This is a genomic window from Eubacterium sp. OM08-24 (assembly GCF_003438075.1).
In the GTDB taxonomy this organism is placed as follows: domain Bacteria; phylum Bacillota; class Clostridia; order Oscillospirales; family Acutalibacteraceae; genus Ruminococcoides.
This window is the reverse complement of sequence record NZ_QSTA01000009.1, coordinates 40,396-66,883: the sequence shown is the minus strand read 5'-3', so window position 1 is coordinate 66,883 and position 26,488 is coordinate 40,396. Positions and strand designations below refer to the sequence as shown.

Annotated in this window: 27 protein-coding genes; 10 read left to right on the top strand and 17 right to left on the bottom strand. The window is 42.5% G+C overall.

All coding sequences use genetic code 11. The annotated features are described in order from the left end of the window. The first annotated feature begins 328 nt into the window (after positions 1-328). The 6 genes from DXC23_RS10580 to DXC23_RS10555 all read left to right on the top strand — a co-directional run bounded on the left by DXC23_RS10580 (position 329) and on the right by DXC23_RS10555 (position 5,300). A complete protein-coding gene (locus DXC23_RS10580; RefSeq protein ID WP_117706240.1) occupies positions 329-1,519 on the top strand; it encodes an aminotransferase class I/II-fold pyridoxal phosphate-dependent enzyme in 1,191 nt (396 codons plus the stop codon). Continuing rightward, a complete protein-coding gene (locus DXC23_RS10575) occupies positions 1,516-2,001 on the top strand; it encodes a GNAT family N-acetyltransferase (protein WP_117706238.1) in 486 nt (161 codons plus the stop codon). Before DXC23_RS10580 ends, DXC23_RS10575 begins: the two co-directional genes overlap by 4 nt. 321 nt (positions 2,002-2,322) lie before the next feature. Further along, positions 2,323-2,982, top strand: coding sequence for an amino acid ABC transporter permease (locus DXC23_RS10570; protein WP_117706236.1), 660 nt, complete (start codon positions 2,323-2,325; stop codon positions 2,980-2,982). After that, entirely contained in the window at positions 2,963-3,637 is a 675-nt protein-coding gene (locus DXC23_RS10565) for an amino acid ABC transporter permease (RefSeq protein ID WP_117706234.1), read from the top strand. The genes DXC23_RS10570 and DXC23_RS10565 overlap by 20 nt, the downstream gene beginning before the upstream one ends. Before the next feature lie 4 nt (positions 3,638-3,641). After that, positions 3,642-4,391, top strand: a complete 750-nt coding sequence (locus DXC23_RS10560) for an amino acid ABC transporter ATP-binding protein (protein ID WP_117706232.1) — start codon at positions 3,642-3,644, stop codon at positions 4,389-4,391. 30 nt (positions 4,392-4,421) lie between these two features. Then, positions 4,422-5,300, top strand: a complete 879-nt coding sequence (locus DXC23_RS10555) for a transporter substrate-binding domain-containing protein (protein WP_117706230.1) — start codon at positions 4,422-4,424, stop codon at positions 5,298-5,300. Between the two features lie 623 nt (positions 5,301-5,923). On the opposite strand, the gene DXC23_RS10550 is transcribed toward DXC23_RS10555, so the two are convergent. The 4 genes from DXC23_RS10550 to DXC23_RS10535 form a co-directional block, all read right to left on the bottom strand. Then, positions 5,924-6,094, bottom strand: coding sequence for a 4Fe-4S binding protein (locus tag DXC23_RS10550; RefSeq protein ID WP_117706228.1), 171 nt, complete (start codon positions 6,092-6,094; stop codon positions 5,924-5,926). 116 nt (positions 6,095-6,210) lie between these two features. After that, complete coding sequence (locus DXC23_RS10545) at positions 6,211-7,077, bottom strand: stage 0 sporulation family protein (RefSeq protein WP_117706226.1); 867 nt, start codon at positions 7,075-7,077, stop codon at positions 6,211-6,213. Beyond that, a complete protein-coding gene (locus DXC23_RS10540) occupies positions 7,065-7,937 on the bottom strand; it encodes a hypothetical protein (protein ID WP_158552563.1) in 873 nt (290 codons plus the stop codon). The genes DXC23_RS10545 and DXC23_RS10540 overlap by 13 nt, the downstream gene beginning before the upstream one ends. Before the next feature lie 58 nt (positions 7,938-7,995). Then, positions 7,996-8,466, bottom strand: a complete 471-nt coding sequence (locus tag DXC23_RS10535) for a metallophosphoesterase (protein ID WP_117706222.1) — start codon at positions 8,464-8,466, stop codon at positions 7,996-7,998. A 73-nt stretch (positions 8,467-8,539) separates the two neighbouring features. On the opposite strand from DXC23_RS10535, the gene DXC23_RS10530 reads away from it, so the two are divergent. The 3 genes from DXC23_RS10530 (at position 8,540) to DXC23_RS10520 (ending at position 9,539) form a co-directional block, all read left to right on the top strand. After that, positions 8,540-8,779, top strand: a complete 240-nt coding sequence (locus tag DXC23_RS10530; RefSeq protein WP_117706220.1) for a hypothetical protein — start codon at positions 8,540-8,542, stop codon at positions 8,777-8,779. Positions 8,780-8,787: 8 nt separating this feature from the next. After that, complete coding sequence (locus tag DXC23_RS10525; protein WP_117706218.1) at positions 8,788-9,147, top strand: hypothetical protein; 360 nt, start codon at positions 8,788-8,790, stop codon at positions 9,145-9,147. Positions 9,148-9,251: 104 nt separating this feature from the next. Next, positions 9,252-9,539 carry a hypothetical protein gene (locus DXC23_RS10520; protein WP_117706217.1) on the top strand — a complete coding sequence of 96 codons (288 nt, stop codon included), beginning with the start codon at positions 9,252-9,254 and terminating at the stop codon, positions 9,537-9,539. Here DXC23_RS10520 and DXC23_RS10515 read toward each other — a convergent pair whose 3' ends face one another. Then, complete coding sequence (locus DXC23_RS10515) at positions 9,540-10,784, bottom strand: glutamate-5-semialdehyde dehydrogenase (protein ID WP_117706215.1); 1,245 nt, start codon at positions 10,782-10,784, stop codon at positions 9,540-9,542. It abuts the gene before it with no gap. A 1-nt stretch (position 10,785) separates the two neighbouring features. Further along, on the bottom strand, positions 10,786-11,577 hold the full coding sequence (proB, locus tag DXC23_RS10510; RefSeq protein WP_117706212.1) for a glutamate 5-kinase: 792 nt from the start codon (positions 11,575-11,577) through the stop codon (positions 10,786-10,788). A gap of 208 nt (positions 11,578-11,785) precedes the next feature. Between proB and DXC23_RS10505 the strand changes: the two genes are divergently transcribed. Next, positions 11,786-12,724 carry an ROK family glucokinase gene (locus DXC23_RS10505; protein WP_117706210.1) on the top strand — a complete coding sequence of 313 codons (939 nt, stop codon included), beginning with the start codon at positions 11,786-11,788 and terminating at the stop codon, positions 12,722-12,724. A gap of 542 nt (positions 12,725-13,266) precedes the next feature. On the opposite strand, the gene DXC23_RS10500 is transcribed toward DXC23_RS10505, so the two are convergent. From DXC23_RS10500 to fabK, 11 genes are all read right to left on the bottom strand, one after another. Beyond that, complete coding sequence (locus DXC23_RS10500) at positions 13,267-13,815, bottom strand: zinc ribbon domain-containing protein (RefSeq protein ID WP_117706208.1); 549 nt, start codon at positions 13,813-13,815, stop codon at positions 13,267-13,269. Between the two features lie 245 nt (positions 13,816-14,060). Continuing rightward, the gene (locus DXC23_RS10495; protein ID WP_117706206.1) at positions 14,061-17,828 is read right to left on the bottom strand and encodes a phosphoribosylformylglycinamidine synthase; all 3,768 of its coding nucleotides are present in this window, start codon (positions 17,826-17,828) and stop codon (positions 14,061-14,063) included. Between the two features lie 748 nt (positions 17,829-18,576). Then, positions 18,577-19,359: an acetyl-CoA carboxylase carboxyltransferase subunit alpha gene (locus DXC23_RS10490; RefSeq protein WP_117706204.1), complete on the bottom strand. Its 783-nt coding sequence runs from the start codon at positions 19,357-19,359 to the stop codon at positions 18,577-18,579. Then, complete coding sequence (accD, locus tag DXC23_RS10485) at positions 19,359-20,222, bottom strand: acetyl-CoA carboxylase, carboxyltransferase subunit beta (protein ID WP_117706201.1); 864 nt, start codon at positions 20,220-20,222, stop codon at positions 19,359-19,361. Before accD ends, DXC23_RS10490 begins: the two co-directional genes overlap by 1 nt. 6 nt (positions 20,223-20,228) lie before the next feature. Next, on the bottom strand, positions 20,229-21,587 hold the full coding sequence (accC, locus tag DXC23_RS10480; protein WP_117706199.1) for an acetyl-CoA carboxylase biotin carboxylase subunit: 1,359 nt from the start codon (positions 21,585-21,587) through the stop codon (positions 20,229-20,231). A 32-nt stretch (positions 21,588-21,619) separates the two neighbouring features. Beyond that, entirely contained in the window at positions 21,620-22,042 is a 423-nt protein-coding gene (locus DXC23_RS10475) for a 3-hydroxyacyl-ACP dehydratase FabZ family protein (protein WP_117706197.1), read from the bottom strand. A gap of 9 nt (positions 22,043-22,051) precedes the next feature. Beyond that, positions 22,052-22,504, bottom strand: coding sequence for an acetyl-CoA carboxylase biotin carboxyl carrier protein (gene accB, locus DXC23_RS10470; protein WP_117706195.1), 453 nt, complete (start codon positions 22,502-22,504; stop codon positions 22,052-22,054). Between the two features lie 18 nt (positions 22,505-22,522). Further along, complete coding sequence (gene fabF / locus DXC23_RS10465; RefSeq protein ID WP_117706193.1) at positions 22,523-23,749, bottom strand: beta-ketoacyl-ACP synthase II; 1,227 nt, start codon at positions 23,747-23,749, stop codon at positions 22,523-22,525. Positions 23,750-23,762: 13 nt separating this feature from the next. After that, a complete protein-coding gene (gene fabG, locus DXC23_RS10460; protein ID WP_117706192.1) occupies positions 23,763-24,506 on the bottom strand; it encodes a 3-oxoacyl-[acyl-carrier-protein] reductase in 744 nt (247 codons plus the stop codon). 13 nt (positions 24,507-24,519) lie between these two features. Beyond that, positions 24,520-25,422 carry an ACP S-malonyltransferase gene (gene fabD / locus DXC23_RS10455; protein ID WP_117706190.1) on the bottom strand — a complete coding sequence of 301 codons (903 nt, stop codon included), beginning with the start codon at positions 25,420-25,422 and terminating at the stop codon, positions 24,520-24,522. Then, positions 25,410-26,360 carry an enoyl-[acyl-carrier-protein] reductase FabK gene (fabK, locus tag DXC23_RS10450; protein WP_117706188.1) on the bottom strand — a complete coding sequence of 317 codons (951 nt, stop codon included), beginning with the start codon at positions 26,358-26,360 and terminating at the stop codon, positions 25,410-25,412. Before fabK ends, fabD begins: the two co-directional genes overlap by 13 nt. Between the last annotated feature and the right edge of the window lie 128 nt (positions 26,361-26,488).

Genomic DNA, 26,488 nt, shown 5'->3' with positions numbered 1-26,488 from the left:
AAAATAGTGGTATATACGAATTTTTACATTGGATATTATAAAAATTAACATAAATTTTTTGTATATTTTTACAAAAGCACCAATAATTTATGAATTTTTCAACGCAAAACAAACACCTCTAATTAACTGCAACAAGCATTATAGAGGATAGCTTTTATATTATTTCCAAAAAGATTTCTCAAAACTATTGACAAACAAAATGTGTGGTGTTACAATAAACCTACTTTACAGGTAGGAATAGTAAGTATTAACATTTTACCTGCCTAAATCCGTATTATTCAATAAATCAAACGAAAACACGGAAATTTATAATCAGAAGGGTGATAATATGAGCGAAAAGAATGTAAAAAATTTAGGCTTTCAGACAAGAGCCGTACATACAGGCAACGGTGTGGACGGCGAAACAGGAGCAATTAAGAGGCCTATAACTATGGCAAACAGCTATGAATTGCCCTATGACCCAAGCGACCTGAATTGGAGCAGTGCAGGCAAAAACCTTTATACAAGAAACGGCGGCTCTAATCAGCAGTATCTGCAGGAAAAGGTTGCATCCCTTGAGGGCGGCGAGGATTGCGTAGTTCTTGCAAGCGGTGTTGCCGCTTTATCGGGACTTTTCTTTGCCTTACTCAAAAGCGGTGACCATGTTATTTTTTCAAGCGTAACATACATTGCGGTTTACAGACTCTTAAACGAGCTTTTAAACAATAAATTCGGTGTGGAAACCACTATCGTGGACACATCAGACCCCGAAAATGTAAGAAAGGCAATCCGCCCGAACACAAAACTTATTCACATTGAAACTCCGGGCAATCCTACTCTTACAATATCCGACATAAAGGCTATTGCCGACATTGCACACGAAAACAATGCACTCTTATCGGTTGACAATACATTTGCTTCTCCGTACAACCAAAGACCCGTTGAGCTTGGCGCAGACTTTTCGATTGAAAGCCTTACGAAATATATCAACGGTCACGGCGACGCAATGGGCGGTGCTATTATCGGTAAAAAAGAATACCTCGACATCATCAGAGCACAGTCGCAGATTAACCTCGGCGCAACAATCAGTCCGTTTAACGCTTGGCTCATTATGCGTGGTGCAGTTACCTTGCCGCTCAGAATGAAACAGCACAACGAAAATGCACTTAAGGTTGCAAAGTATCTTAAAACAGTAAAGGGAGTTAGCTTTGTAGCATATCCGGGACTTGAAGATCACCCAAACCACGAAATTGCCAAAAAGCAGATGACAAACGGCTTTGGCGGTGTACTTTCATTCGGACTAAAAGCTGACCACGATACATACAACAGATTTGTAAGTCACTTAAATGTTATTACATCTGCCGTTTCTCTCGGTCACGATGAAAGCCTTATTGTATTCCTCGGAGAAAACGACGAAAGGCAGTACCTGTATCCCGAAGAATTCCACAACGGATTTTTCAGATTCAGCGTTGGCATTGAAGATGCCGAAGATATTATTTCCGACCTTGAGCAGGCATTTAAGAAAGAAAACCTTTTATGATACGAAAAGCCACCGAACACGATTTGTCGGCTATAAAAGATATTTACAATTACGCAGTGCTAAACACTACGGCTACCTATGATATAAATCCAAGAGATGACAAATACTTTGCCAATATGCTTAGCGAGCATACAGGCAAGTATTTGCTTGCGGTATATGAGGATAACGGCGATATAATAGGTTATGTTGCCCTCTCCCAATTCAGCCGGCGAGATGCATATGACATCACTGCAGAACTTTCGGTATATGTAAAAGCAGATTGCCAAAACAAGCACATCGGCACTCAGCTTATGGAGTACGCACTGAGCTATGCGCAAACCGAAAACAGATTTTTAACCATTGTTTCACTGATTACAAGCGATAACGAACATAGCATTTATCTGCACAGAAAATTCGGTTTTGAATTTGGCGGAAAAATCAAAAACGCAGGATTTAAATTTAACCGAATGTTGGGTGTAGATATTTATTACAAGAATTTGTGAAAATTTTAACGGATTAGCGCATTTATATTGACTTTTTCCCATTAATATGGTATTATCAGAACATATAAAACCTATTAGGTTTATAGGACTTTTTGAGAGGAGAACAACAATTATGACAAAGCCTTTTTCATATGTAAAAAGCTCCATGTGTTGTTGTTGCATGTGCACAATGTGTATGTGTTTATTTCCCATGCTCTCCGAAAAAAAGTTTTAAGCCAGATAAAGAATTGCTGACCGGAGTGCATATGTTCTTCGGTCTTTTTTAATGCTTTTTATTATTCTGTGCATAAAATGTTAAGAGATTAGGAAAAAGGTGAAAAAATGAATTGGGAATTTATTTTTAAATATCTTCCTTTGTACCAAGAGGCAGCTTTGCTCACTTTAAAAATCGGACTTATAGGAATTGCCGTTTCCATTGTTATCGGTCTTTTTTGTTCGCTGGTTCAGTATTACAAAGTGCCTGTACTAAGGCAGATTGCAACGGTGTATATTGAAATATCCCGTAACACTCCGCTGCTTATTCAGCTGTTTTTTATTTACTATGCACTGCCAAAGGTAGGCGTACCGATAAGCTCGGAAATGGCAGGATATGTCGGTTTGGCTTTTCAGGGCGGCAGCTATATGGCAGAGGCTTTCAGGAGCGGTCTTGAGTCGGTAGATAAAATTCAGACAGAAAGCGCACTCAGCCTTGGTATGAAACATCCGCAAATTATGAGATATATAATACTGCCGCAGGCATTTTCTACAAGCGTGCCGCCATTTGTGGCAAATGTAATATTTTTGCTTAAAGAAACAAGTGTTTTCAGCGCAGTAAGCCTTATGGACCTTATGTTTGTTGCAAAGGACCTTATCGGTCTTTACTACAAAACAACAGAATGTCTGTTTATGCTTGTTGTGTTCTATCTTATTATATTATTGCCTGTTTCTATACTTGGAAGTGTGCTGGAAAGGAAACTGAGATATGCCGGATTTGGGGATTGATGTTCTGTTTAAGGGAACAAACTTTATACGCCTTTTGGGCGGCTTGTGGACTGCACTTGAAATCAGTCTTATTTCAGTCGGTCTTAGCATTCCGCTTGGTATTTTGCTTGGCATTGTAATGACAATACCAAACAAGGCGATAAAAATTATAACAAAAATTTATCTTGAAATTATAAGAATAATGCCGCAGCTTGTGTTGCTTTTCATTGTGTTCTTTGGTGCAACAAGAACCATGGGAATTAACCTTTCGGGCGAGGTTGCCTCGGTAATAGTATTTACACTTTGGGGCACTGCAGAAATGGGCGACCTTGTGCGTGGCTCAATTATAAGTATTCCAAAACATCAGTCTGAAAGCAGCCTTGCACTCGGACTGAGCAAATCGCAAACCTATTTATATGTAATTATTCCGCAGACAGTGCGCAGACTTTTGCCACTCTCAATCAACCTTGTTACAAGAATGATAAAGACTACAAGCCTTATTCTTATGATTGGCGTTGTAGAGGTTATAAAGGTTGCACAACAGATTATTGAGGCAAACCGAGCTACAAGTCCAAACGCAGCTTTTGGCGTGTACCTTGTGGTGTTTATAATGTACTTTATAGTATGTTTCTCAATAAGTATGGTTGCAAAACATCTTGAAAAGAAATGGAGCTGAGGAAATGTCGCAGGAACTGTTAAAAATAGAAAACCTTACAAAGCGCTACGATGACAACACCGTACTCGACGGCATTAATTTGACAGTCAAACAAGGCGAGGTTGTTGTAATTATCGGCCCGAGTGGCTGTGGCAAAAGTACCTTTTTGCGATGTATAAACGGTCTTGAGCCTATACAGGAGGGTACAATTTCTTTTGAGGGCGAGTTAATCGACCGCAAGAGTAAAAATATAGCGGAAATTCGTCAAAAAATCGGTATGGTGTTCCAAAATTACGAGCTTTTCCCCCACCTTACCGTTATGGATAATATTTTGCTTGCACCTACAAAAGTGCAGAAAAGAAGTAAAGAAGAAGTTAAAAAAGAGGCTGAGGAGCTGCTTGAAAAGGTAGGACTCAGTGAAAAAAGCAAAAGCTACCCCCGACAGCTTTCGGGCGGTCAAAAACAGCGTGTTGCAATAGTAAGAGCCCTGTGTATGCACCCCGACATTTTGCTTTTTGACGAGGTTACAGCCGCACTTGACCCCGAAATGGTAAGAGAAGTGCTCGATGTAATGCTCGGTATTGCAAAGCAGGGACGAACAATGCTTATTGTTACCCACGAAATGCAGTTTGCTCGTGCGGTTGCCGACAGAATAGTATTTTTTGACGGCGGTCACATTGTAGAGGAGGGCAAACCCGAAGATTTCTTTACAAACCCGAAAACCGAGAGAGCTAAGAAATTCCTTGATATTTTTGAGTTTGACTCAATTAAATAAATTTTCATTAAGAAAGAGGAGAGATTAATTATGAAAAGAATTACAAAAATCATTTCAGCAATCCTTGCAGTGTTAGTTGTTACAGCTGTGTTTGCAGGCTGCTCAAGTTCAAACGACAATTCAACCGCTAACGGCTTTAGAACACTTGATGAAATCAAATCATCGGGTACAATCAATATCGGCGTATTTTCCGACAAAAACCCATTCGGTTATGTTGACGAAAACGGCGAATATCAGGGTTACGATGTATATTTTGCAAACCGACTTGGCGAGGACCTCGGAGTAAAGGTAAACTTTGTTTCAACTGAGGCTGCAAACAGAATCGAATACCTCCAGACAGGTAAGGTAGACCTCATTCTTGCAAACTTTACAGTTACAGACGAAAGAAAAGAAGAGGTTGACTTTGCACTTCCTTACATGAGCGTTTCACTCGGTGTTGTATCACCAAAGAGCAAGACAGTAACAAGCCTTGATAATTGGAACGAAAATGACAATATGATTGTTATTTCAGGTACAACAGCTGAAACCTACCTCACAAAGAACTATCCTAACATTAAACTTCAGAAATATGACGCATATGCACAGGCAAAGACTGCTCTTGAAAACGGCAGTGGTGTAGCTTGGGCAAACGATAACACAGAGGTTATCGCATATGCAAATCAGAACAGCGACTTCGTTGTAGGCATTCCACAGCTCGGTTCAGCAGACACAATCGCACCTGCTGTAACAAAGGGCAACGATACACTCCTTAACTGGATCAACGATGAAATCAAGGCACTCGGCAAAGAGAACTTCTTCCACAAGGACTACGAGGCAACACTCCTCGAGACCTATGGTAAGGATTACGAAGATCAGCTTGTAATCGAGGGCGGCGAGCTTGCATCATCAACAAATGATACAGCTAAATAATTTGGAACTTTATAATTTTTAAAGCATAACGGCAGTCGGATTAATTTCCGACTGCCGTTGTTTTGCTTTTGCCAATAGTCAGAGTAAATTATGGTTTAGCACATAAAGTTTAGTTTAATAAATTCAAAATTTAGGTCAACCCTTTTTAAAGGGTTGCGGGTTTGGGCAGAGCCCATAAAATGATAAAATAGCACTGATTTTAAAAAAAAACAAATAGTTGTAATTATATTATAGAATAACGGTTCTTTGTCAATAGTTGGGGTTAAGAACGGAGTTATCAAGGCTTCCTCTTGAGGTATTCCCTTGTAAAGGGAAATGTCGCATAGCGACAAAGGGTTAGCCGTTTTCGCAGAAAAAATAAGAGTTCTCATATATAAAAGCTTAGATTAAGAAAAGCGCCGTAAACGGCGGCACCTCATCCGTCATTTTCCCCATAAAAATATGCACCTCCAAAAGTGTCTAACTTTTGGGGTGCATATCACAAAGTGGAAGGCTTTTTAGCTTGATAAAATTTTTAAGATAGGATTATTACACCAACATTTATCATAAAACCTTTTTTATTTGGACAACAAAAAAACGGCAAGGATAAATCCTCGCCGTTTTCATTTGTTTAAGTATTTAACTTATGCCTGAGCCGGTGCTCCTACCGGGCAAGTTGCCTCACAAGAACCACACTCTACACAAACATCAGCGTCAATAACATACTTGTCATCGCCCTCAGAAATTGCGCCAACAGGACACTCCTCAGCACAAGCTCCGCACTTGATGCACTCATCACTAATCTGGTATGCCATTCAAAAACACCTCCTGTGAAATATTACACCTATATTGTAACATAAATTTTTAAAATTGCAATATTTTTAGAAGATTTTTCAAAAATAATTATTTCCAAAGGAAATTTTTGGTTAGTTTATTCTAACCCTTTTAATTTTTCCATTTCTTCCTTATCTACCTTAATGTAGCCGTCCTTAACAATTTTGCACTGCTTTACATTAAAGGTTTTTGCCGGAGCTTCGGGTGGGGTGTTGTTGAGCTTAACCTTGAGCGTACGGGCAATGAGGTTATTTTCAACCACAAGACCCTTGCCGTCAGGTGTATTTACTATTGCACCCACCTTAGGGGTTTTCTTGAGCAAGTCAGTGTATGCCTCCTGCTCGTATTTCAAACAGCACATAAGTCTGCCGCAAGTGCCTGAAATTTTAACAGGCGAAAGCGAAAGTCCCTGTTCCTTTGCCATTTTAATTGATACAGGCTGAAATTCGCCCATAAAACTTGCGCAACAAAACGGCTTTCCGCACACGCCAAGTCCGCCAAGCATTTTTGCCTCGTCACGCACGCCAATCTGTCGTAACTCAATTCTTGTTCTGAATACAGACGCAAGGTCTTTTACAAGCGCTCTGAAATCCACTCTGCCGTCTGCGGTAAAGTAAAACAAAATTTTGCTGTTGTCAAAAGTACATTCCACGCTGACAAGTTTCATTTCAAGCTTATGATTTGCTATTTTCTGCTCGCAAATCTTGTAAGCCTCCCTCTCCCTGAGCTTGTTCTCCTCAAGGTGACGGAGGTCGTTTTCGGTTGCTATTCTGATAAGCGGCTTGAGCGGATACGCAAGCTCCTCATCAGATACGGTTTTGTTTGGTGTGGCAACCTTACCGCACTCAAGACCTCTTGCGGTTTCTACAATTACCATATCGCCGGCATTCAGCTTATTGTCAAGCGGGTCAAAGTAATACACTTTCCCCACTTCTTTAAATCTGACTCCGATTACCTCTGCCATATTATCCTCCTGTACTCTCCGCACAAAAATGCGGAAAGTAATTCCATATTTACATTTTGCGGTATTTTTCGCCTTGCAATCTCGGTTACTTCCACAAGCTGCAAAGCCATACCCGTTGTTATTCTTTTGCTAAGCTTTTCTGCAAGCTGCTTATTCATTATCGTATCTATTCCATTTACAACCGCTATACAATCTCTGAAAATCTCGGTAAGAATCGCAAGTGTTTCGTCCGCCTTTTTCCTGTCGGAAAATTGTGACAGCGCTGCAAGCAGCTGCCATTCGCTCGGCGCTATTGTTCCCTCTGCCACCTCTACCGCAAGGTCAAGCGAGTCCTCATAAAAATTCGGCTCACCCTTTATCTTTATAACGGTGCATCGTGACAAAACAGTGTTGAGCAATCCTCTTGAATTTTGACAAAGCAACAAGAACAGGCAATTCTGCGGCGGTTCTTCAAGCAATTTCAAAAATGAGTTTTGCACAACAGGTGTCAATCTTTTTTCTGCACTGCGAAACACAAATATCTTAATATCGGCCTCATTGGGACGGATACTTGCATTTTCAATAATACTTCGCATTTGCTCAATAGAATAAATCTGCGATTTTTTCTCAGGCTGAGCATAGTAAATATCAGGGTGCGCCTGCTCCCTCGCCTTAATGCACTGCTCGCACTTTCCGCATGGCTTGTTTTCGGCACGACACACTGCCCTCATCGTGAGGAAAGTGGCAAGTTTCTCGCACCTTTGCTCAACTGCGCCCTCAATCACTATGGCGTGAGGTTGTCTGTTTTGCGAATAAAGGCTTTCTATCCTTTGCTTTAGATTTTCATCATTTTCAAAAAAATCAAATCCTTCAAAATTCAACCTATCGCCTCCCAACCTTTTATAGTATAACACAAAATATCTTATAATGCTACAAAAATCATTTTACAGCTACCGTATTGGTAACAATTTCACCGTTGTCGGTAATATCAATTATACCATAGCTTGCCATATATCCGCCGCAGCTGCCGGGGTTGAGTACATAAAGTCCGTCCTCATACATAGAAAGTGCAGAATGTGTGTGACCAAAGCAAAGAATATCTGCCTTTGCCTCTCTTGCGGCGCACATAATAGTGTAAAGTCCCGTCTTTGCATTATACAAATGTCCATGGGTGATAAAAATTGTTTTTCCGTTTATTCTCAAGGTTTCGGTTGCAGGCAGCATACTGCCCCAATCGCAGTTGCCACGAACTCCTACAATCATTTTATCCTTTATAGTCTGCTTTAAATAGTTTACCTGTTCCTCGCCGTCACCGCAGTGAATAATCACCTCGGCAGTCGGCTGCTCTGTAACAGCTTTCATCATTCTGTTAAAATCGCCATGAGTGTCTGATAAAACCAATATTCTCATACTTACCTCCGTAAATTAAAGCTAAGTGTTATAAAAAAATGTGATTACGCATACTATTATCTGAGGTGTTTATATGGATGATAATAAAAATATGCAGAATATACTTAAACAGATGTCGCAGCAGCTCAACCTGTCTGAAAACGAGCTGAAATCCGCCGCACAAAAGGGCAATGCAAACAGAATTCTTAAAAATGCCGACAGCAAAACCCAAAAAATGGCTAATGAAATTTTGAGCGACCCACAAAAGACAAAGGAGTTTTTGGAAAGTCCGCAGGCAAAAGCAATCATAGAAATGCTGAGAAAGGGGAAATAAAACCCACCATGGCAGATATTCAGGATAAAATAAATGAAATACTCAGCAATCCCGAGGCTTTGCGACAGGTGCAAAGCCTTGGCGAGCAGCTTGGTCTTGCAGGAAACACTCCCGAAAAGCCAAAGCCGACTGAAAATAAAAAAGAGCTTTCATTGCCTAACGAGCTTTTAAATGATGACATAACCAAAAGTCTTTTTAAAATTCTTCCGACCATTAAATCAATCGGATCAGAAGATAACACCACAAGGCTTTTAAACGCTCTGCGACCGTTTTTGTCTTGTGAACGGCAGGAAAAGCTCGACAAAGCCGAAAAAATGCTGAAATTATTTAAAATATTACCACTGCTAAAAGATGTAAACTTTCTTTAATACAGCTAATCGCAAATGCTAAAATTATAGCTTTTGCAAAACAAACAACAGCTTGAACGAAAAGGCTTTATTTGCAAACTGCCACCCATGGAGGTGATGATTATATGGCGTCTTTTGAAGAAGAGGCTTTGCGCCGAGCAAAGCAAATGCGCACACGCTCCGAGCCATATGAGCGAGAAAAAAAGCCTAAACCGCCTGAGCAAAAATCCGATAACATTCCTCCAAAGACCGAGCCAAAAGGAGAAATTAAACCGCAGGGTACGCAAAAAAGCCTTGTAGATTTTCTGCTCGCCGACAAGGAGCAAAGTTTAATACTCCTGTTGTTGCTGCTGCTTTCAGGCGAAAAAGCCGACCCGTCGCTTTTGCTTGCATTGATGTATTTGCTTATGTAATTATCTGATCTGACCGTTGCCTCTTATAATAAATTTACAGCTTGTCAGCTCATTAAGGCCCATAGGACCTCTTGCGTGGAGTTTCTGTGTGGAAATTCCGATTTCCGCACCCAAGCCGAACTCTCCGCCGTCTGTAAAACGGGTTGACGCATTTACATACACTGCTGCCGAGTCAACGCAGGCGGTAAATTTATTTGCATTGTTGTAGTCATTTGTAATTATGCTTTCGCTGTGACCTGTGCTGTATTTTGCAATGTGATTTATAGCATCATCAATGCTGTCTACAACCTTAACCGCAAGAATATAGTCTAAAAATTCCTTTGCATAGTCCTCCTCGGTGGCAGGTATAACGCTGTTGCCGAGGATTTTTCTTGTGGTTTCACAGCCTCTAAGCTCTACATTCTTTGTGTCGAGTAATTTTTTAATTTCAGGCAAAGCCTTTTCGGCAATGTTCTTGTGAACAAGTATAGTTTCTATCGCATTGCATACAGACGGACGAGAGGTTTTGGCATTAAAAATAATGCTTGCCGCCATATCAACATCTGCACTTTCGTCAACAAAAATGTGGCAGTTGCCCACACCTGTTTCGATTACAGGCACTTTCGCATTTTCAACAACGGAGCGAATAAGACCTGCGCCGCCACGAGGAATAAGCACATCGAGGTAATCCGAAAGCTGCATAAGCTCGGTTGCGCTCTGTCTTGAAGTGTCCTTAACAAGTGCGATGCAATCCTTTGGAAAGCCAACGCTTTCAATGGCATTTCTCATAATCTCTGAAATTGCAAGGTTTGAATTTATAGCCTCTTTACCGCCACGCAGAATTACCGCACTGCCAGCCTTTAGGCAAAGCGCCGCAGCGTCTGAGGTAACATTAGGACGAGCCTCAAATATAATGCCGATAACGCCCATCGGTACTCTTACCTTTTCAATAGCAAGTCCGTTCTTTAAGGTTCTGCCCTCAAGCACATTTCCGATAGGGTCGGCAAGTGCGGCTACCTGCTCCACTCCCTCTGCCATACCGTTAATACGCTCAGAAGTAAGCCTTAATCTGTCAAGGAGCGAATCGGTAAGACCTGCGTTTTTGCCGTTTTCAAGGTCAATTTGATTTGCCTTTATAATTTCATCTGCGTTATCTCTCAGTGCCTTTGCAATGGCTAAAAGCGCATTGTCCTTTTTACTGCCTGCCGTACGCAAAAATGTTGATGCGGCTTTTGCATTTGCACCCATAATTTCAAGCTGTGTCATATCAGTTTTCCTTTCTTGCAAGGAACTTTGTTCCCACATTCATTCCGTCAAATACATAGTAAAGTACATTCGGATTTGCACCGTTTACAATGTGGCACTCTACCCCACGCTTAGTTGCATAATCCGCTGCGTGCAGTTTTGTAATCATTCCGCCCGTACCTCTGTTTGAGCCTGTGCCTGCCGCCATTTCAAAAATTTCGGGAGAAATTCTGCCCACAACATCAAGTTTGTTAGCGCTTGGATTGGTGCGTGGATTATCGTCGTACAGACCGTCTATGTCTGTAAGAATAACAAGTTTATCCGCACCGACAAGACCCGCAACAATGGCGGAAAGCATATCGTTATCGCCGAAGTTGTTGCCCTCAAGCTCATCAATGGCAACCGTATCGTTTTCGTTGATTACAGGGATAATATTCATATCAAGCAGTTCATCAAGAGTATTGATTACATTCTGCCTTTTCTGCTCGGTTTCTACGGCATAGCGTGTTAAAAGTATCTGTGCAACCGAGTGGTTGTATTCGCCGAAAAGTTTGTCATACATAAACATAAGCTCGCACTGACCGATAGCCGCAAGAGCCTGTTTTTTCTTGGTTTCTGTGGGACGAACTGAAAGTCCCGCCTTGCCCATTCCTACGCCGATAGCGCCCGAGGATACAAGTATTATCTGCTCGCCGCTGTTCTGCAAATCTGCAATAACCTTGCAGAGCGATTCAATGCGGCGGTAATTGATTTTTCCGTTTTCATATGTAAGGGTTGAAGTACCCACCTTAATTACGGTAAGCTTTTTATCCATATTATACCTCACCTGTTAAAAAATATATTAATGTTATTATATCACACCTCAGCCTTAAATTACAACAAAATTTACACAAATGTATATGCCTAATTTCGCAAGAATTTCATCAAAACTGTTAATTTATATTGACAAAAAGCCCTTAAAATACTAAAATTATAGTATATCTACCTAATTAAATATTTTACCTACTTGAAAGGAGCAAAAAATGAAAAAATATGCATTTGGTGTTGATATAGGCGGCACAACAATAAAAATCGGTTTGTTTGAAACAACAGGCAAGCTGCTTGCAAAATGGGAAATTCCTACCAGAACAGAGGAAAACGGAACTTACATTCTCAACGACATTGCAGAGGCAGTTGCCGCAAAGCTTGCCGAAGAGGGCATTAGCGAAAAAGAGGTTGAGGGTATCGGTGTTGGCGTGCCCGGCCCTGTCGGTGATGACGGTACAGTTTACAAGTGCGTAAACCTCGGTTGGAGCGTATTTAATGTAGCAATCGAGCTTGAAAGAAAAACAGGCTTTAAAGTTAAAGTCGGCAACGATGCAAATGTTGCGGCACTTGGCGAAATGTGGCAAGGCGGCGGTAAGGGCTACAAAAACCTTGTAATGGTAACTCTCGGCACAGGCGTTGGCGGCGGTGTAATCATTAACGAAAAGATTATTTCGGGCAGTGACGGTGCGGCAGGTGAGATTGGTCATCTTCGTGTTAAAGAAAGAGAAACCGAAACCTGCGGCTGCGGTAACCATGGCTGTCTTGAGCAGTATGCGTCGGCAACAGGTATTGCAAGAGTAACAAAGAAATACCTTGAAGAGCACGATGACGAAACTGTACTCAGAAACACCCCAGAACTTACAGCAAAGGCAATTTTTGACGCAGCAAAGCTCGGTGATGAAGTTGCAAACAAGATGGTAGACGAAACAGCAAAAATTCTTGCAAAGGGACTTTCACTTGTTGCTTGTGTAGTAAATCCGCAGGTATTTGTTATTGGAGGCGGAATGTCGAAGGCAGGCGATTTCCTTATCACAAAGGTACAGGAATACTATCAGGAATTTGCATTCCACGCTTGCAAAAACACATTCTTTAAACTCGCAGACCTCGGCAATGACGCAGGTATTTACGGTTGCGTAAGAATGATTATTAAATAATATTAGGGGTTTACTTATTTTAGGTTTTGTTGCAAAATCCGAAAAATAAAAAACTGTCCACAAAAAATCAAAAAAGTTTGGTCAACCTTTTCAAAGGTTGTGGGTGTGGGCAACGCCCACAAAACTTTATGCTATCGCAAATTTTAATAGCCAAACGGCTTGCCTTTTGGCGGCTGGAACATAACGGCGCTCGCCTTTAAATTTGCGACAGCAACAAGAAAAATTCTTATAAAATTTGCTCCGTCAACGCATAGCGCTGACGGAGCTTTTTTGATTATTACTTCTTAATGGCTGTCGCCCGTTTTTCAAACATTTTTCTTAGCACGCAAACAGCAAAGCTGTTTGCGCCTGCAAATTTGTTATAAAGAAAACTTTTATGGGCTCTGCCCAAACCCGCAACCCTTTAAAAAGGGTTGACCTGAATTTTTTGTTTATAAAACTAAACTTTCTGCGTTAAACTACAATTATTAAAATCCCACATAATCAAAGCACCGCACAACAGCTTACTACAAATTGTGCGGTGCTTTTATTCATCTAAAATATTATTTCATAAATTTGCCGAGGATGTCAAACTTTCCGATAATCGGGAGCTTTTTGCATTTGCCCTGCACTGCGTTTACAATGCCGTAAATTGCAAACGCACATAGTATAAGTAAAATAATTGTATTTATTATATTGAGAAATGCAATGAAAATTCCGCCTATTCCGAAAATGCCTGTACCAAAATATATCATTCTTATAATTATAGACAATACATAATAAATTATGAGCTGAGCAAAATAAATAATCGTAATATTTAAGCCTTGAGATGCGTGAAATCTTGCATATTTTGAGTTTTTTGCCGCAAATATAGGTACAAGTACAAGCAAGCCCAAATAAGCAAGCACTGCCATAACCTTGTTTTGCTTTATATCCATTGGGTCAAACTCTGCTGTTAAATCATCGGGATTCATAAAGCCGTTGTATTGTGTGCCATATTGGTGTTGCTGAGTGTGAGCCTGCGACTCGGTGTCATAAACAGGTGTACCGCAATACGAGCAAAAGGTTGCGCCGTCAGGTATGTTTTTACCGCATTTTTTACAATAAGCCATAATTATTTACTCCTTTATTAAATGCCATATTGCCAAATTATTACATCTATAATATATTATATTGCACCATATGTCAAGCAAATAACAAAAAATGCGGTTAAATCTGAAATTTGATTTAACCGCTCGGTTTTAATGTCAATGATTTGCTGAATTGCTGTTGTCACACAAAGTTGAGTTTTATAAATATAAATTTCAGGTCAACCCTTTAAAAAGAGTTGACCTGAATTTTTACTTTTTAAATCAAATTATTTAAAATACTTAACGCCGCTCTCAAAGATAAGCTGATCCTTTGCAAACGGAACATTCTTGTAGAGGCTGTCGCCCTTTCTTTCGCTGTGTCCCATCTTGCCTAAAATTCTGCCGTCAGGTGAAGTAATACCCTCAATGGCACATACAGAACCGTTTACATTGTATGTAATGTCTGCGCTTGGGTTGCCGTTAAGGTCAACATACTGTGTAGCAATCTGACCGTTTTCGGCAAGTGCCTTAACGGTTGCCTCATCAGCCATAAATCTGCCCTCACCATGTGAAACAGGAATTGCAAATACATCGCCTGCATTTACACTTGCAAACCAAGGTGACTTAACAGAAGTAACTCTTGTGTAAGCCATATGAGAGATATGTCTGCCGATTGTGTTGAATGTAAGTGTCGGGTCTGTCGGCTTAAGCTCTCTGATTTCGCCGTAAGGTACAAGACCAAGCTTAATGAGCGCCTGGAAACCGTTACAGATACCGAGCATAAGACCGTCACGGTTCTTGAGCATCTCATTTACAGCGTTCGCAATTCTTGGATTACGGAATGTGGTAGCAATGAACTTACCTGAACCGTCAGGCTCGTCACCGCCTGAGAAACCGCCCGGGAACATAATCATCTGTGACTTGGAAATGATTTTCTCCATAGCCTTGATTGTTTCTTCGATATGAGCGGATGTAAGGTTCTTTACGATAAGGAGTTCAACATTTGCGCCCGCTTTTTCAAAAGCTCTTGCAGAGTCAACCTCGCAGTTTGTACCCGGGAATACAGGGATAAATACTGTTGGCTTTGCTGTCTTAATTGCAGGTGAGCTTGTGTTTCTCTCTGTAAAGAGTGGAATATCAACTGCAATTTCAGGGCACTCTGCCTTTGTCGGGAATACCTTTTCAAGAGGAGCAGTCCACTTTTCGATAAGTGTATTTACATCAACATCAGCACCGTTTACTGTAACCTTGCCGTCGTCTGTAACTGTACCGAGGTCATAACTTACTACACTGTTGTCAAGTTCCGCACCGTCCGCAAGTTCAAGAACAAGTGAGCCTGAAAGCGGAGCAAAAAGCTCGTCATTTGTGAGTTTATTTGTAAATTTAAATCCATAGCCGTTACCGAAACAAGCCTTACATACGCTTGCGGCAGCACCGCCCTCTTTAACAACAGATGCAGAAAGCACCTTACCCTCATCAAAGAGCTTATAAACAGCCTTGTACATAGCGATAAGCTTGTCCCAATCAGGCATAAGAGTTTCTTTATTTTCAGGAACAGGCACATAAATTACCTTTGAACCTACATTTTTAAACTCGGCAGATACTGTCTTGCTTGCCTTTGTCATAGCAACGGCAAAGCTAACGAGTGTTGGCGGAACATCAATAGTTTCAAATGTACCCGACATACTGTCCTTACCGCCGATTGACGGAATACCGAGTCTGAGCTGAGCCTCCATAGCACCGAGAAGTGCGGCGGCCGGCTTGCCCCAACGCTCCGGTACATCTTTTAATCTCTCAAAGTATTCCTGGAATGTAAGGCGGGCTGTAAGTGGGTTTGCACCGATAGCAAGGAGCTTTGAAAGTGACTCAACTACTGCATATGCCGAACCGTGGAACGGACTCCAGCGTGAAACACCCGGAATAAAGCCGTAGCTCATTGCTGTAGCGTCATCTGTTTCGCCTTTTTCAAGCGGAATCTTAGCGGCCATAGCCTCCTGCGGAGTAAGCTGGTTCTTACCGCCGAACGGCATAATTACTGTTGCGGCACCGATAGATGCGTCAAAACGCTCTGAAAGACCGATCTGTGAGCAAACCTCAAGACGAGCCATATTTTCTTCAAGTGCCTTGTCGGCAGGCATATCTTTTAATACAGCCGGACATGCGTTGCGGTAGCAATCCTCTGCCTTTGGTGCTGTAATATAAGCTGATGAAAGCTGAGTTACACCGTTTGTATTCAAAAATTCTCTGCTGAGGTCAACAATCTTGTCGCCTCTCCATGTCATTGTAAGTCTTGGGCTTTCTGTAACGACAGCAACCGCTGTTGCCTCAAGGTTTTCTTTCTCTGCCTCGGCAATAAAGGTTTCAACATCCTTTTTGTCAAGAACAACAGCCATTCTCTCCTGGCTCTCTGAAATAGCAAGCTCTGTACCATCAAGACCGTCATACTTCTTAGTTACCTTGTCAAGGTCAACTGCAAGACCGTCTGCAAGCTCGCCGATAGCAACGCACACACCGCCTGCACCAAAGTCATTACATCTCTTAATGAGTTTAGCAACCCTAGGGTTACGGAACAAACGCTGAATCTTACGCTCTGTTGGTGGGTTACCCTTTTGAACCTCTGCACCGCAGGTTTCAATAGAGCTTTCTGTGTGGGCCTTTGACGAACCTGTTGCACCGCCGCATCCGTCACGACCTGTTCTGCCGCCCAAAAGTACGATAATATCGTCAGGGAGCGGAACTTCACGAATTACATTTTCCTTTGGTGACGCGCCGATAACTGCACCGATTTCAAGTCTTTTTGCTACATAGCCGCTGTCATAAAGCTCTGTAACCTGACCTGTTGCAAGACCGATCTGGTTGCCGTATGAGCTGTAACCGTTAGCCGCACCTGTTGTAATTTTTCTTGATGGGAGCTTACCGGGCATTGTGTCCTTTACAGGAATAGTCGGATCTCCCGAACCAGTAACACGCATTGCCTGATATACATAAGAACGGCCTGAAAGCGGATCTCTGATAGCACCGCCAAGACAAGTAGCAGCGCCACCGAACGGCTCGATTTCTGTTGGGTGGTTATGGGTTTCGTTCTTAAACTGAACGAGCCACTGCTCTGTTTTGCCGTCAATAGTTACAGGAACTTCGATTGAGCAGGCGTTAATCTCTTCACTCTCGTCAAGGTCGGGAATAAGACCTTTTTTCTTGAGTGACTTCATACCGATAAGAGCCATATCCATAAGGGATACAATTCTCTTTGTATCTTTACCGTAAACCTCATCACGAGTAGCATAATACTCGTTGAGCGCATCTTCAATTACCGAACCGAGCGCTGCCTTTTCAACTTCGATTTTCTCGAGTTTTGTAAGGAATGTTGTGTGACGGCAGTGGTCCGACCAATATGTATCAATAACTCTAAGCTCGGTTACACTTGGGTCACGCTTTTCTGTATCTCTGAAATAGTCACGGCAGAACTTAAGGTCTGACAATGTCATAGCAAAGCCCATTGAGCCGTAATACTTTTCCATTTCCTCGTCGTTAAACTTTATAAAGCCTTCTACACGCTTAACATCGGCAGGAACAGGAGTTGCAATGTCGAGTGTCTGTGGCTTTTCAAGAGATGCAAGACGGCTCTCAACAGGGTTAATGAGGTAATCCTCAATCTTCTTGAGGTCATCATCTGAAATATCGCCTGTTACGGCAACAACTCTTGCTGTAAGCACCTTACAGCGCTCGCCCTGAGTAAGGAGCTGAACGCACTGCTCGGCAGAGTCGCCACGCTGGTCATACTGACCGGGGAGATATTCCATAGCAAATACCTTCCAACCGTCCTCAACAGGAAGTGTTTCCTCGTAAATAACATCTGCATTAGGCTCTGAAAGAATAGTGCCCTTTGCCGCATTGTACTCGTCGAGTGAAAGTCCCTCAATATCATATCTCATAATGTATCGAAGGTCGGTAACATTTTTCATACCAAGGTTGTGGCGAATGTCCCACAAAGTCTGCTTTGCAAGAACATTAAAGCCATCTCTTTTTTCTACAAAAATTCTGATTACGCCTGACATAGTAGCTCGTCCTCCCGTAAAAATCATATTATTTTAATAATACCACAAAAGCAAATTTTCTTTTTTCGATAAAGTAATTATAAAAATAATTGCAAAATAAAATCGCATAAAATTAGTATAAGCAAAAAATTGTCGGTATATAATCCATTAATGTGCATCGTAGGTTATAAAGTTTAGTTTAAAAAAAGTGATAATTTTTGAAAGGGAATTTGAAAGAGAAATAATTAAAAGACTTATTTTGCCAAGTACAAATTTTATCAGGAAAATAAAAGTCAGAGGTTCCAAGGTCACTGACCTTGGTCGTCTAAGGAAAAGGGATAGGGACTCGAAATCCCTTTCCCCTTAAGCGTGCTTTCTTTTGGAGCTTTTCTTTTCACGCAAAAGAAAAGCGGAATGGTAGGCATTTTATTATAGTGCATAAGTAGTTTATAGGCAACAAACTTATAAAATAATCTTTCTGCCATATTTTTGCTTACGCAATTAAAAGGCTTTCTCCATTATGTTCAAGCCGCCAAAAGGCTTGCCGTTTGGCTATTAAAATTTGCAATAGATTAAAGTTTTATGGGCGTTGCCCACACCCACAACCTTTGAAAAGGTTGACCAAACTTTTATATTTGTGACAGAAACTTTGCTCTTTTCTGCCTCTGTTACCCGACCGAAAATAAGTTAATCCACACCCCCTGCATTCAAACAACTTCTCAAAATTTCCACAAAAAAAACCGCCTGCAAAGCAGACGGTTAAACGCAATTACAGATTAGTACCGATTCTTCTGAATCTTTCATAGCGAGCATTTGTAAGCTCTTCATCGGTAAGTGCAAGATTTTTCTCAAAAGTTCTCTCAATCAACAGCTTTAAACTCTCAAACATAGCTGCGTCCTCGGCTCTCGGCTCTCTGATGATACGCTCAATTACATGCAAATCAAAAAGGTCCTGAGCTGTAAGTCTGAGTGCCTCGGCAGCCTGCGGAGCTTTTGTACTGTCTTTCCAAAGAATAGACGCACAGCCCTCGGGTGAAATTGCGGAATAAACGGAATTTTCCATCATCCACACTTCATCGGCAACCGCAAGTGCAAGCGCACCGCCGCTGCCGCCCTCACCTACAACAATTGTAAGTACAGGTGTTTTTAGAGTCATCATTTCCATAAGGTTCTCGGCAATAGCCTGTCCTTGTCCTCTTTCCTCTGCGCCGATTCCCGGATATGCACCGCTGGTATCTACAAAGCACAAAACAGGACGGTGGAATTTTTCAGCCTGTTTCATAAGTCTGAGAGCCTTTCTGTAACCCTCAGGGTGAGCCTGACCAAAGTTGCGCTCCATACGCTCCTTTGTGTTTCTTCCCTTTTCAATTCCGATTACAGTTACAGGCATATCATGGAGCATAGCAAGTCCTGTCACAACAGCCTTGTCGTCGGAATATCTTCTGTCGCCATGCAGTTCAAAAAAGCTGTCGCCAAACATATGATTTATGTAATCAACAGTTGTGAGCTTGTTGGCATCTCGTGCCGCCATAACCTTTTCATATGCTGTCATTATTCCGACACCTCCCCGTATCCGTGCATTTTAAGCAATTTTACAAGTGTAGACTTCAGCTTATTTCTGCTTACAACAGCATCAACAAAGCCTTTCTGCATTACAAATTCAGAGGTCTGGAAATCCTTAGGCAATTTTTGGCGGAGCGTCTGCTCAATTACTCTCGGACCTGCAAAAGCTACAAGTGTGTCCGGCTCGGCAAGGATAATGTCGCCCTCCATTGCAAAAGACGCAGTTACGCCGCCGGTGGTAGGGTCTGTAAGAACAGTTATGTATAAAAGACCGTTATCACTGTGGCGCTTAACCGCACCCGAAGTTTTAGCCATTTGCATAAGCGATAGGATACCCTCCTGCATACGAGCGCCGCCCGACACAGTGCAAACTATAACCGGAAGTGCGTGTTCGGTAGCATATTCAAAAGCACGAGTAACTTTTTCACCTGTTACTGTACCCATACTGCCCATCATAAAATCAGAGTCCATTGCACAAAGCACTGCTTCAATTCCGCCGATCTTACATTCGCCACACATTACGGATTCCTTTGAGCCTGTGGCTCTTGCTTTCTCAAGCTTTTGGTCATAGCCGGGAAAATCGAGAATATTTTTGCTTTCCATATCAGCGTCATGCTCGCAAAAGCTGCCGTCATCCGCAAGGAGTGCAATTCTCTGCTTAGCGTTCATTCTAAAGTGATGACCGCACTTTGTGCAGACACGGAAATTCTCTTCCATATCTGTTGTGAGCAGCATAGTGCCGCACTTAGGGCATTTTGTCCACATCTCCTCAGGAACAAACGGCACATTGGTCTGCTCCTCAGGCTGATTTTCAAGCTCATTTTTCGGTTTTACAAAAGCAAATAAATCCATAGCCTATTACTTCTTTCCGTCCTTATGCTTTTTTTCAAAGTCAAGCATAAAGTCAGTAGTATATTCTCCGCTGACAAACTGCTCATCCGATAAAATCTCGGCAAGCAAGTCACGGTTGATGTCAATTCCGTCAATGGTAAGCTCAGAAAGAGCCATTTTCATCTTTCTTATAGCAAGCTCTCGGCTTCGTGCCTGAACAATCAGCTTGCCGATCATCGAATCATAGTAAGGCGGAATAAAATAATCCTGAAATATAGCTGTATCAAAGCGCACAAACGAACCGCCCGGAATATGAAGTCGCTTTATTCTGCCACAGCTCGGTCTGAAACCATGCTCAGGATCTTCGGCATTTATACGGCACTCAATAACATTTCCATGTGTAAAAATGCTGTCCTGTGTTCTTGTCAGCTTTCCGCCTGCCGCAATTCTTATCTGCCACTGAACAATGTCAAGACCCGTTACCATTTCTGTAACGCCATGCTCAACCTGAAGACGAGTATTCATCTCCATAAAGTAGAAGTTATTGTCCATATCGAGCAAAAATTCCACCGTACCTGCATTGACATAATTTACAGCCTTTGCCGCCTTTACGGCCGCTTTCATCATTTCCTTACGGGTTCTGTCATCAAGTGCAGGACTTGGACTTTCCTCAATCATCTTCTGATTTTTACGCTGAACAGAACATTCTCTTTCACCAAGGCAAATAACATTGCCGTATTTGTCGCTTAAAAGCTGCATTTCAATGTGCTTTACCGGGTGAATAAATTTTTCCATATAGCAAGCGCCGTCACCAAAGGCAGACTGGGCCTCTGAAGACGCAGCCGCAAAAGCCTCGTCAAACTGCTCTATGCAGTCAACTCTGCGGATACCTTTTCCGCCGCCGCCCGAACGAGCCTTAATAAGCAGAGGAAATCCGATTTTTTCTGCCTCTTCTCTGGCTTTTACGGGGTCTTCTATAATATCGCAGCCGGGTGTTACGGGAACACCTGCGGCACGCATAGTTTTTCTTGCGTTGTCCTTATCACCGAGTAATTTAATCATATCCGATGTAGGGCCAATGAAGTTTATGTTGCACTGCTCACAAAGAGATACAAACTTTGCATTCTCCGAGAGCAAGCCATAGCCGGGGTGAATGGCTTGTGCGCCGCTTTCTATGGCAACGGTAAGTATAGCCGGCATATTAAGATAGCTGTCGGCAACTCTGCTGCCGCCAACGCAATAGCTTTCGTCTGCAAGCTGAACATGCATTGCGTTTTTATCAGCCTCAGAATAGATTGCAACCGTACTGATACCCATTTCTCGACAAGCACGAATAATTCTTACTGCAATTTCTCCTCGGTTGGCTATAAGTATTTTTGAAAACATTTTATCACTTCCAAAAGAAAATTTGCAGTAAATTACTTATTGTTCGGAACAAGTGCAAAAGAAAGCTCGGCACTTACGCAAAGTTTGCCGTCAACATAGCCTTTTGCATCTATAAAGTAGAACGCACCTCTGCTCTTTGTAAGAGTACATACGCTCTCAAGAGTGTCGCCGGGCTTAACCTGATTTTTAAACTTTACATTGTTCATCTTTGTAAAGAACGGTGTGCAGTCCTTAACCTTATCTGCGAGCAGACAGCAGGCAGACTGTCCCATCATTTCGCAGAGGATAACACCCGGAACAACAGGATTGCCCGGAAAATGTCCCTGTAAAAAGAACTCGTCACCCTTAATTGTATATTTACCCTTTGAGGTTACATCGTCAATCTTCTCTGCCTCTTCTACAAGCAGCATATTGTCACGATGCGGTAATATCTTTTTGATTTCTTCCTGATTCATTGTAACTCCTTATTTAACTTTGAACAGAGGCTGACCGTACTCAACAAGGTCGCCGTCCTTTACAAGAACCTCAGTAACCTCACCGTCAAGCTCTGACTGGATTTCGTTCATACACTTCATAGCCTCAACTATGCAGATTGTGTCGCCCTTTGCAATTTTCTGACCGACAGAAACATAAGGATTGCTGTCAGGTGACGGAGCAGCGTAAAATACACCTACGATAGGTGAATTAATTGTTTTGCCCTCAGCAGCAGGAGCAGGCTGAGCGGCAGGTGCAGCCTGAACAGTTTCCTGAACAGGTGCGGCAGCAGGAGCATTTGCCTGCATTACAACAGCAGGAGCAGCGCAAGCAGCCTTTTCAAGACGGATAGCAGAGCCGTCGCCGTTTTTTATTTCAAGCACAGAAAGTGATGAGCTTTCAAGCATTTCAATAAATTCTTTAACATCGTTTTTAGAATACATAAGTACAGCCCTTCCGAATTAGATTTTCTTAAATACTACGCAAGCGTCATGACCGCCAAAGCCAAGGTTTGTAGATGCCGCAACTGTTACATCACGCTTTACAGCCTTGTTTGGTGTGTAGTTAAGGTCAAGCTCTTCGTCCTGCTCATTTAAGTGAATTGTTGGCGGAATCATACCGTCACGGAGAGTAAGAACAGAAACAATAGCTTCGATTGCGCCTGTTGCGCCGAGCATATGACCTGTCATTGACTTTGTTGAGCTGATATTTGCATCGTAAGCCTTTTCGCCGAGAGCCGACTTGAACGCCATTGTTTCGGTAAGGTCGTTTAAGTGGGTTGAAGTACCGTGAGCATTGATATAAAGCTGATCGCCATCGGTTGTGTCAGCCTCTGCCATAGCAATTTTGATTGCTCTTGCAAGTCCTGCACCCTCAGGGTCGGGAGCTGTAACATGGTGAGCGTCACAAGTATTGCCGTAACCTGCAAATTCAGCATAAATCTTAGCGCCTCTTGCCTTTGCGTGCTCATATTCTTCAAGGACGAGCATACCTGCGCCCTCGCCCATAACAAAACCGTCACGGTTTTTATCAAACGGGCGTGATGCTGTTTCGGGATCTTCGTTTGTGGAAAGAGCCTTCATATTCTGGAAGCCTGCGATTGTAAGAGGAGCGATAACCGACTCTGTACCGCCTGCAATGATTGCGTCTGCATAACCGTCCTTAATTGCGTGGAAAGCCTCGCCGATTGAGTGTGTACCTGTTGCACAAGCGCTCATAACCGAAAGTGAAACACCCTTTGCATTAAAGCGGATAGCTACATTACCTGTGGCAATGTTGCCGATCATCATTGGAATAAAGAAAGGAGATACCTTTCTCGGGCCGCCCTCGTTGAGTGCAGTTACATTGTTTACAAATGAGTGAAGTCCGCCGATACCTGTGCCGATGTATACGCCAAAGCGCTCCTCGTCAATGTTGCCGAGGATACCGCTGTCATCAACAGCCTGCTGAGCGGCTGCAATAGCGTACTGACAGTAAATATCGAGCTTTCTCAATTCTCTTTTTTCAATATATTTTTCCGGCTCAAATTTCTTTACAGTACCTGCAAGATGAACCTTGAGGTCGGAAGTGTCAAATGCTGTGATTTTTTCAACACCGTTTACACCTGCAAGCATATTTGCCCACATAGTTTCAACATCGTTGCCTACCGGGGTGATTGCACCCATACCTGTTACTACTACTCTTCTCATAAAGCACCTCCGATTACATTGCAAGTCCGCCGTCAACCTTGATAACCTCGCCTGTTACATAGGCTGCGTCATCTGAGCAGAGGAAAGCAACTACATTTGCTACATCTTCAGGAGTACCGATACGCTTAGCAGGAATCTGGGCCTTCATAGCGTCCTTAACCTTGTCTGAAAGTGCGTTTGTCATATCTGTACCAATGTAACCCGGAGCAACGGCATTAACTGTAACACCTCTGCCGGCAAGTTCCTTGGCAACTGACTTTGTCATACCGATAATGCCTGCCTTAGATGCCGAATAGTTAGCCTGACCCGCATTACCCATAATACCTACAACAGAAGATGTGCTTACAATTCTGCCGTAACGCTTTTTCATAAAATGCTTGTAGGTATGCTTAATCATATTGAATGTACCCTTGAGGTTTACGCCGATTACTGCGTCAAAATCCTTTTCGTCCATATTAAGAACGAGCTTGTCACGAGTAATGCCTGCGTTGTTTACAAGAATGTCGATTCCGCCAAAGTCCTCGATTACCTTGTCAACAACCTCTTTAGATGCGTTGAAATCGGAAACATCGCAAAAATACTGCTCAACCTTTGTGTTGTACTCTGCAAGAGCCTCTTTTGCGGCAATGCCCTCGCTCTCGCTGCCAACATAAAGAATAGCAATGTTTGCGCCCTGACTTGCGAGCTTTTTAGCAATAGCAAGACCGATACCTCTTGAACCGCCTGTGATTACGGCTGTTTTGTTTTCAAAATTCATAATATCCTCCAAATCAAAGGTCAAGTGCTTCAAAATCAGCGGGTGTTTCCACCTTGAAAGCCTTAACGCTGTCGTCAATTCTCTTAATAAGTCCTGTTAAAGTCTTGCCGACACCGATTTCGATAAATGTGTCAACACCGTCTTTAATCATATTTTCAACAATTGTCTGCCATCTTACGGGATTCTCTACCTGCGCTCTTACAAGCTCCTTGTAGTCGCCCTCGTATGGCTTTGCTGTATAGTCTGAATAAATTGTTACATTCGGCTGTGCAAACTCAACATCCTGCATATACTCTGCAAGTCCCTTTGCTGCGTCTGCCATAAACGGTGAGTGAAAAGCGCCGCTTACCGCAAGCAACTTTGCTCTGCCGCCGGCAGCCTTTACAGCCTCGCAGAAAGGCTCTGCGTTTTCGCTTGTGGTAGCAACTACCGTTTGAGCAGGTGAGTTGTAGTTTACAGGATATGTCTTGTCAAAACCTTTGCAAACTTCTTCTACCTTTTCGGGAGTAATCTTCATTACGGCAGCCATTGCACCCGGATTTTCGGTTGCTGCCTTATCCATAAGCTCGCCTCTCTTGCAAACAAGTTTGAAAGCCTCTTCATCTGAAAGAATACCCGAAAAAGCAAGAGCCGCAATTTCGCCGAGTGAAAAGCCTGCAACGCAGTCAGCCTTGATACCCTTTTCTTCAAGGAATCTTGCCGCTGCAAGGTCAGCTGTAAATACGCAAGGCTGTGTGTTTACAGTTTTGCAAAGCTCCTCTGTTGTGCCCTCAAAGCACTGTGCCGAAGTACCCTTGCGGATACTGTCTGCCATATCATAAACGCTCTTTGCGGCAGGAGAATTATTGTAAAGCTCCTTGCCCATTCCGCTGTACTGTGCGCCCTGACCTGAAAAAACAAATGCTATTTTACCCATTTTGTAGCTCCATTCAATACTTCTTCAGCCTGAGCAAACATTTCTGTAATGATTTCTCTTGCAGGCTGTTCTTTCTTTACCATTGCGGCAACCTGACCTGCAAGAACTGTACCGTGCGATACATCGCCCTCTCTTGCAGCAAGTCTTAATCTGCCGATACCCATCTTTTCAAGCTCTTCATCGCTTACCTCAGATGAGTTGTACTCTGCCTTTGTATATTCACGAGTAAAGGAATTGCGGATAGCACGAACAGGGTGACCGAGTCTTTTGCCTGTTACTACTGTATCAATATCCTTTGCCTTAATGATTTTGTCCTTATATTCCTGAGCGATTGTGCACTCTGTTGCAACCAAAAATCTTGTGCCTACCTGCACACCCACTGCGCCGAGCATAAATGCTGCCGCAATCTGTCTGCCGTCTGCAATACCGCCTGCCGCAATAACAGGAATTTTTACTGCGTCAACAACCTGAGGAACGAGTGCCATAGTTGTGAGGTCACCTACATGACCGCCTGATTCTCCGCCCTCGGCAATTACGGCAAACGCACCGTCTTTTTCCATTTTTCTTGCAAGTGCCACACTTGGAACAACAGGAATAACCTTAATGCCTGCCTCAAGCCATTTTTTCATATATTTGCCGGGGTTGCCTGCGCCTGTTGTAACTACCTTAATGCCCTCTTCAACAACAACATCGGAAACCTCTTCTGCAAATGGGCTCATAAGCATAATGTTTACGCCAAAAGGCTTATCTGTAAGCTCCTTGCACTTTCTGATTTCGGCACGAAGCTGCTCTCCGTTTGAGTTCATAGCGGCAATAAGACCGAGTCCGCCTGCGTTGGAAACACCTGCTGCAAGGGATGCGTCTGCTACCCAAGCCATACCGCCCTGAAAAATAGGAAATTCAAGGCCGAGTGATTTATCAATAACGGTAGAAATCATATGTACATTCTCCTTCTTTGTATTTCTGCGTATGCTTTGTGTTTTTCGGCATAACGCAGAACAACATTTGTTCATAATTGCAGTTTTGCACTATTAATTAAATACTACCGCAAATTACATAAATTGTC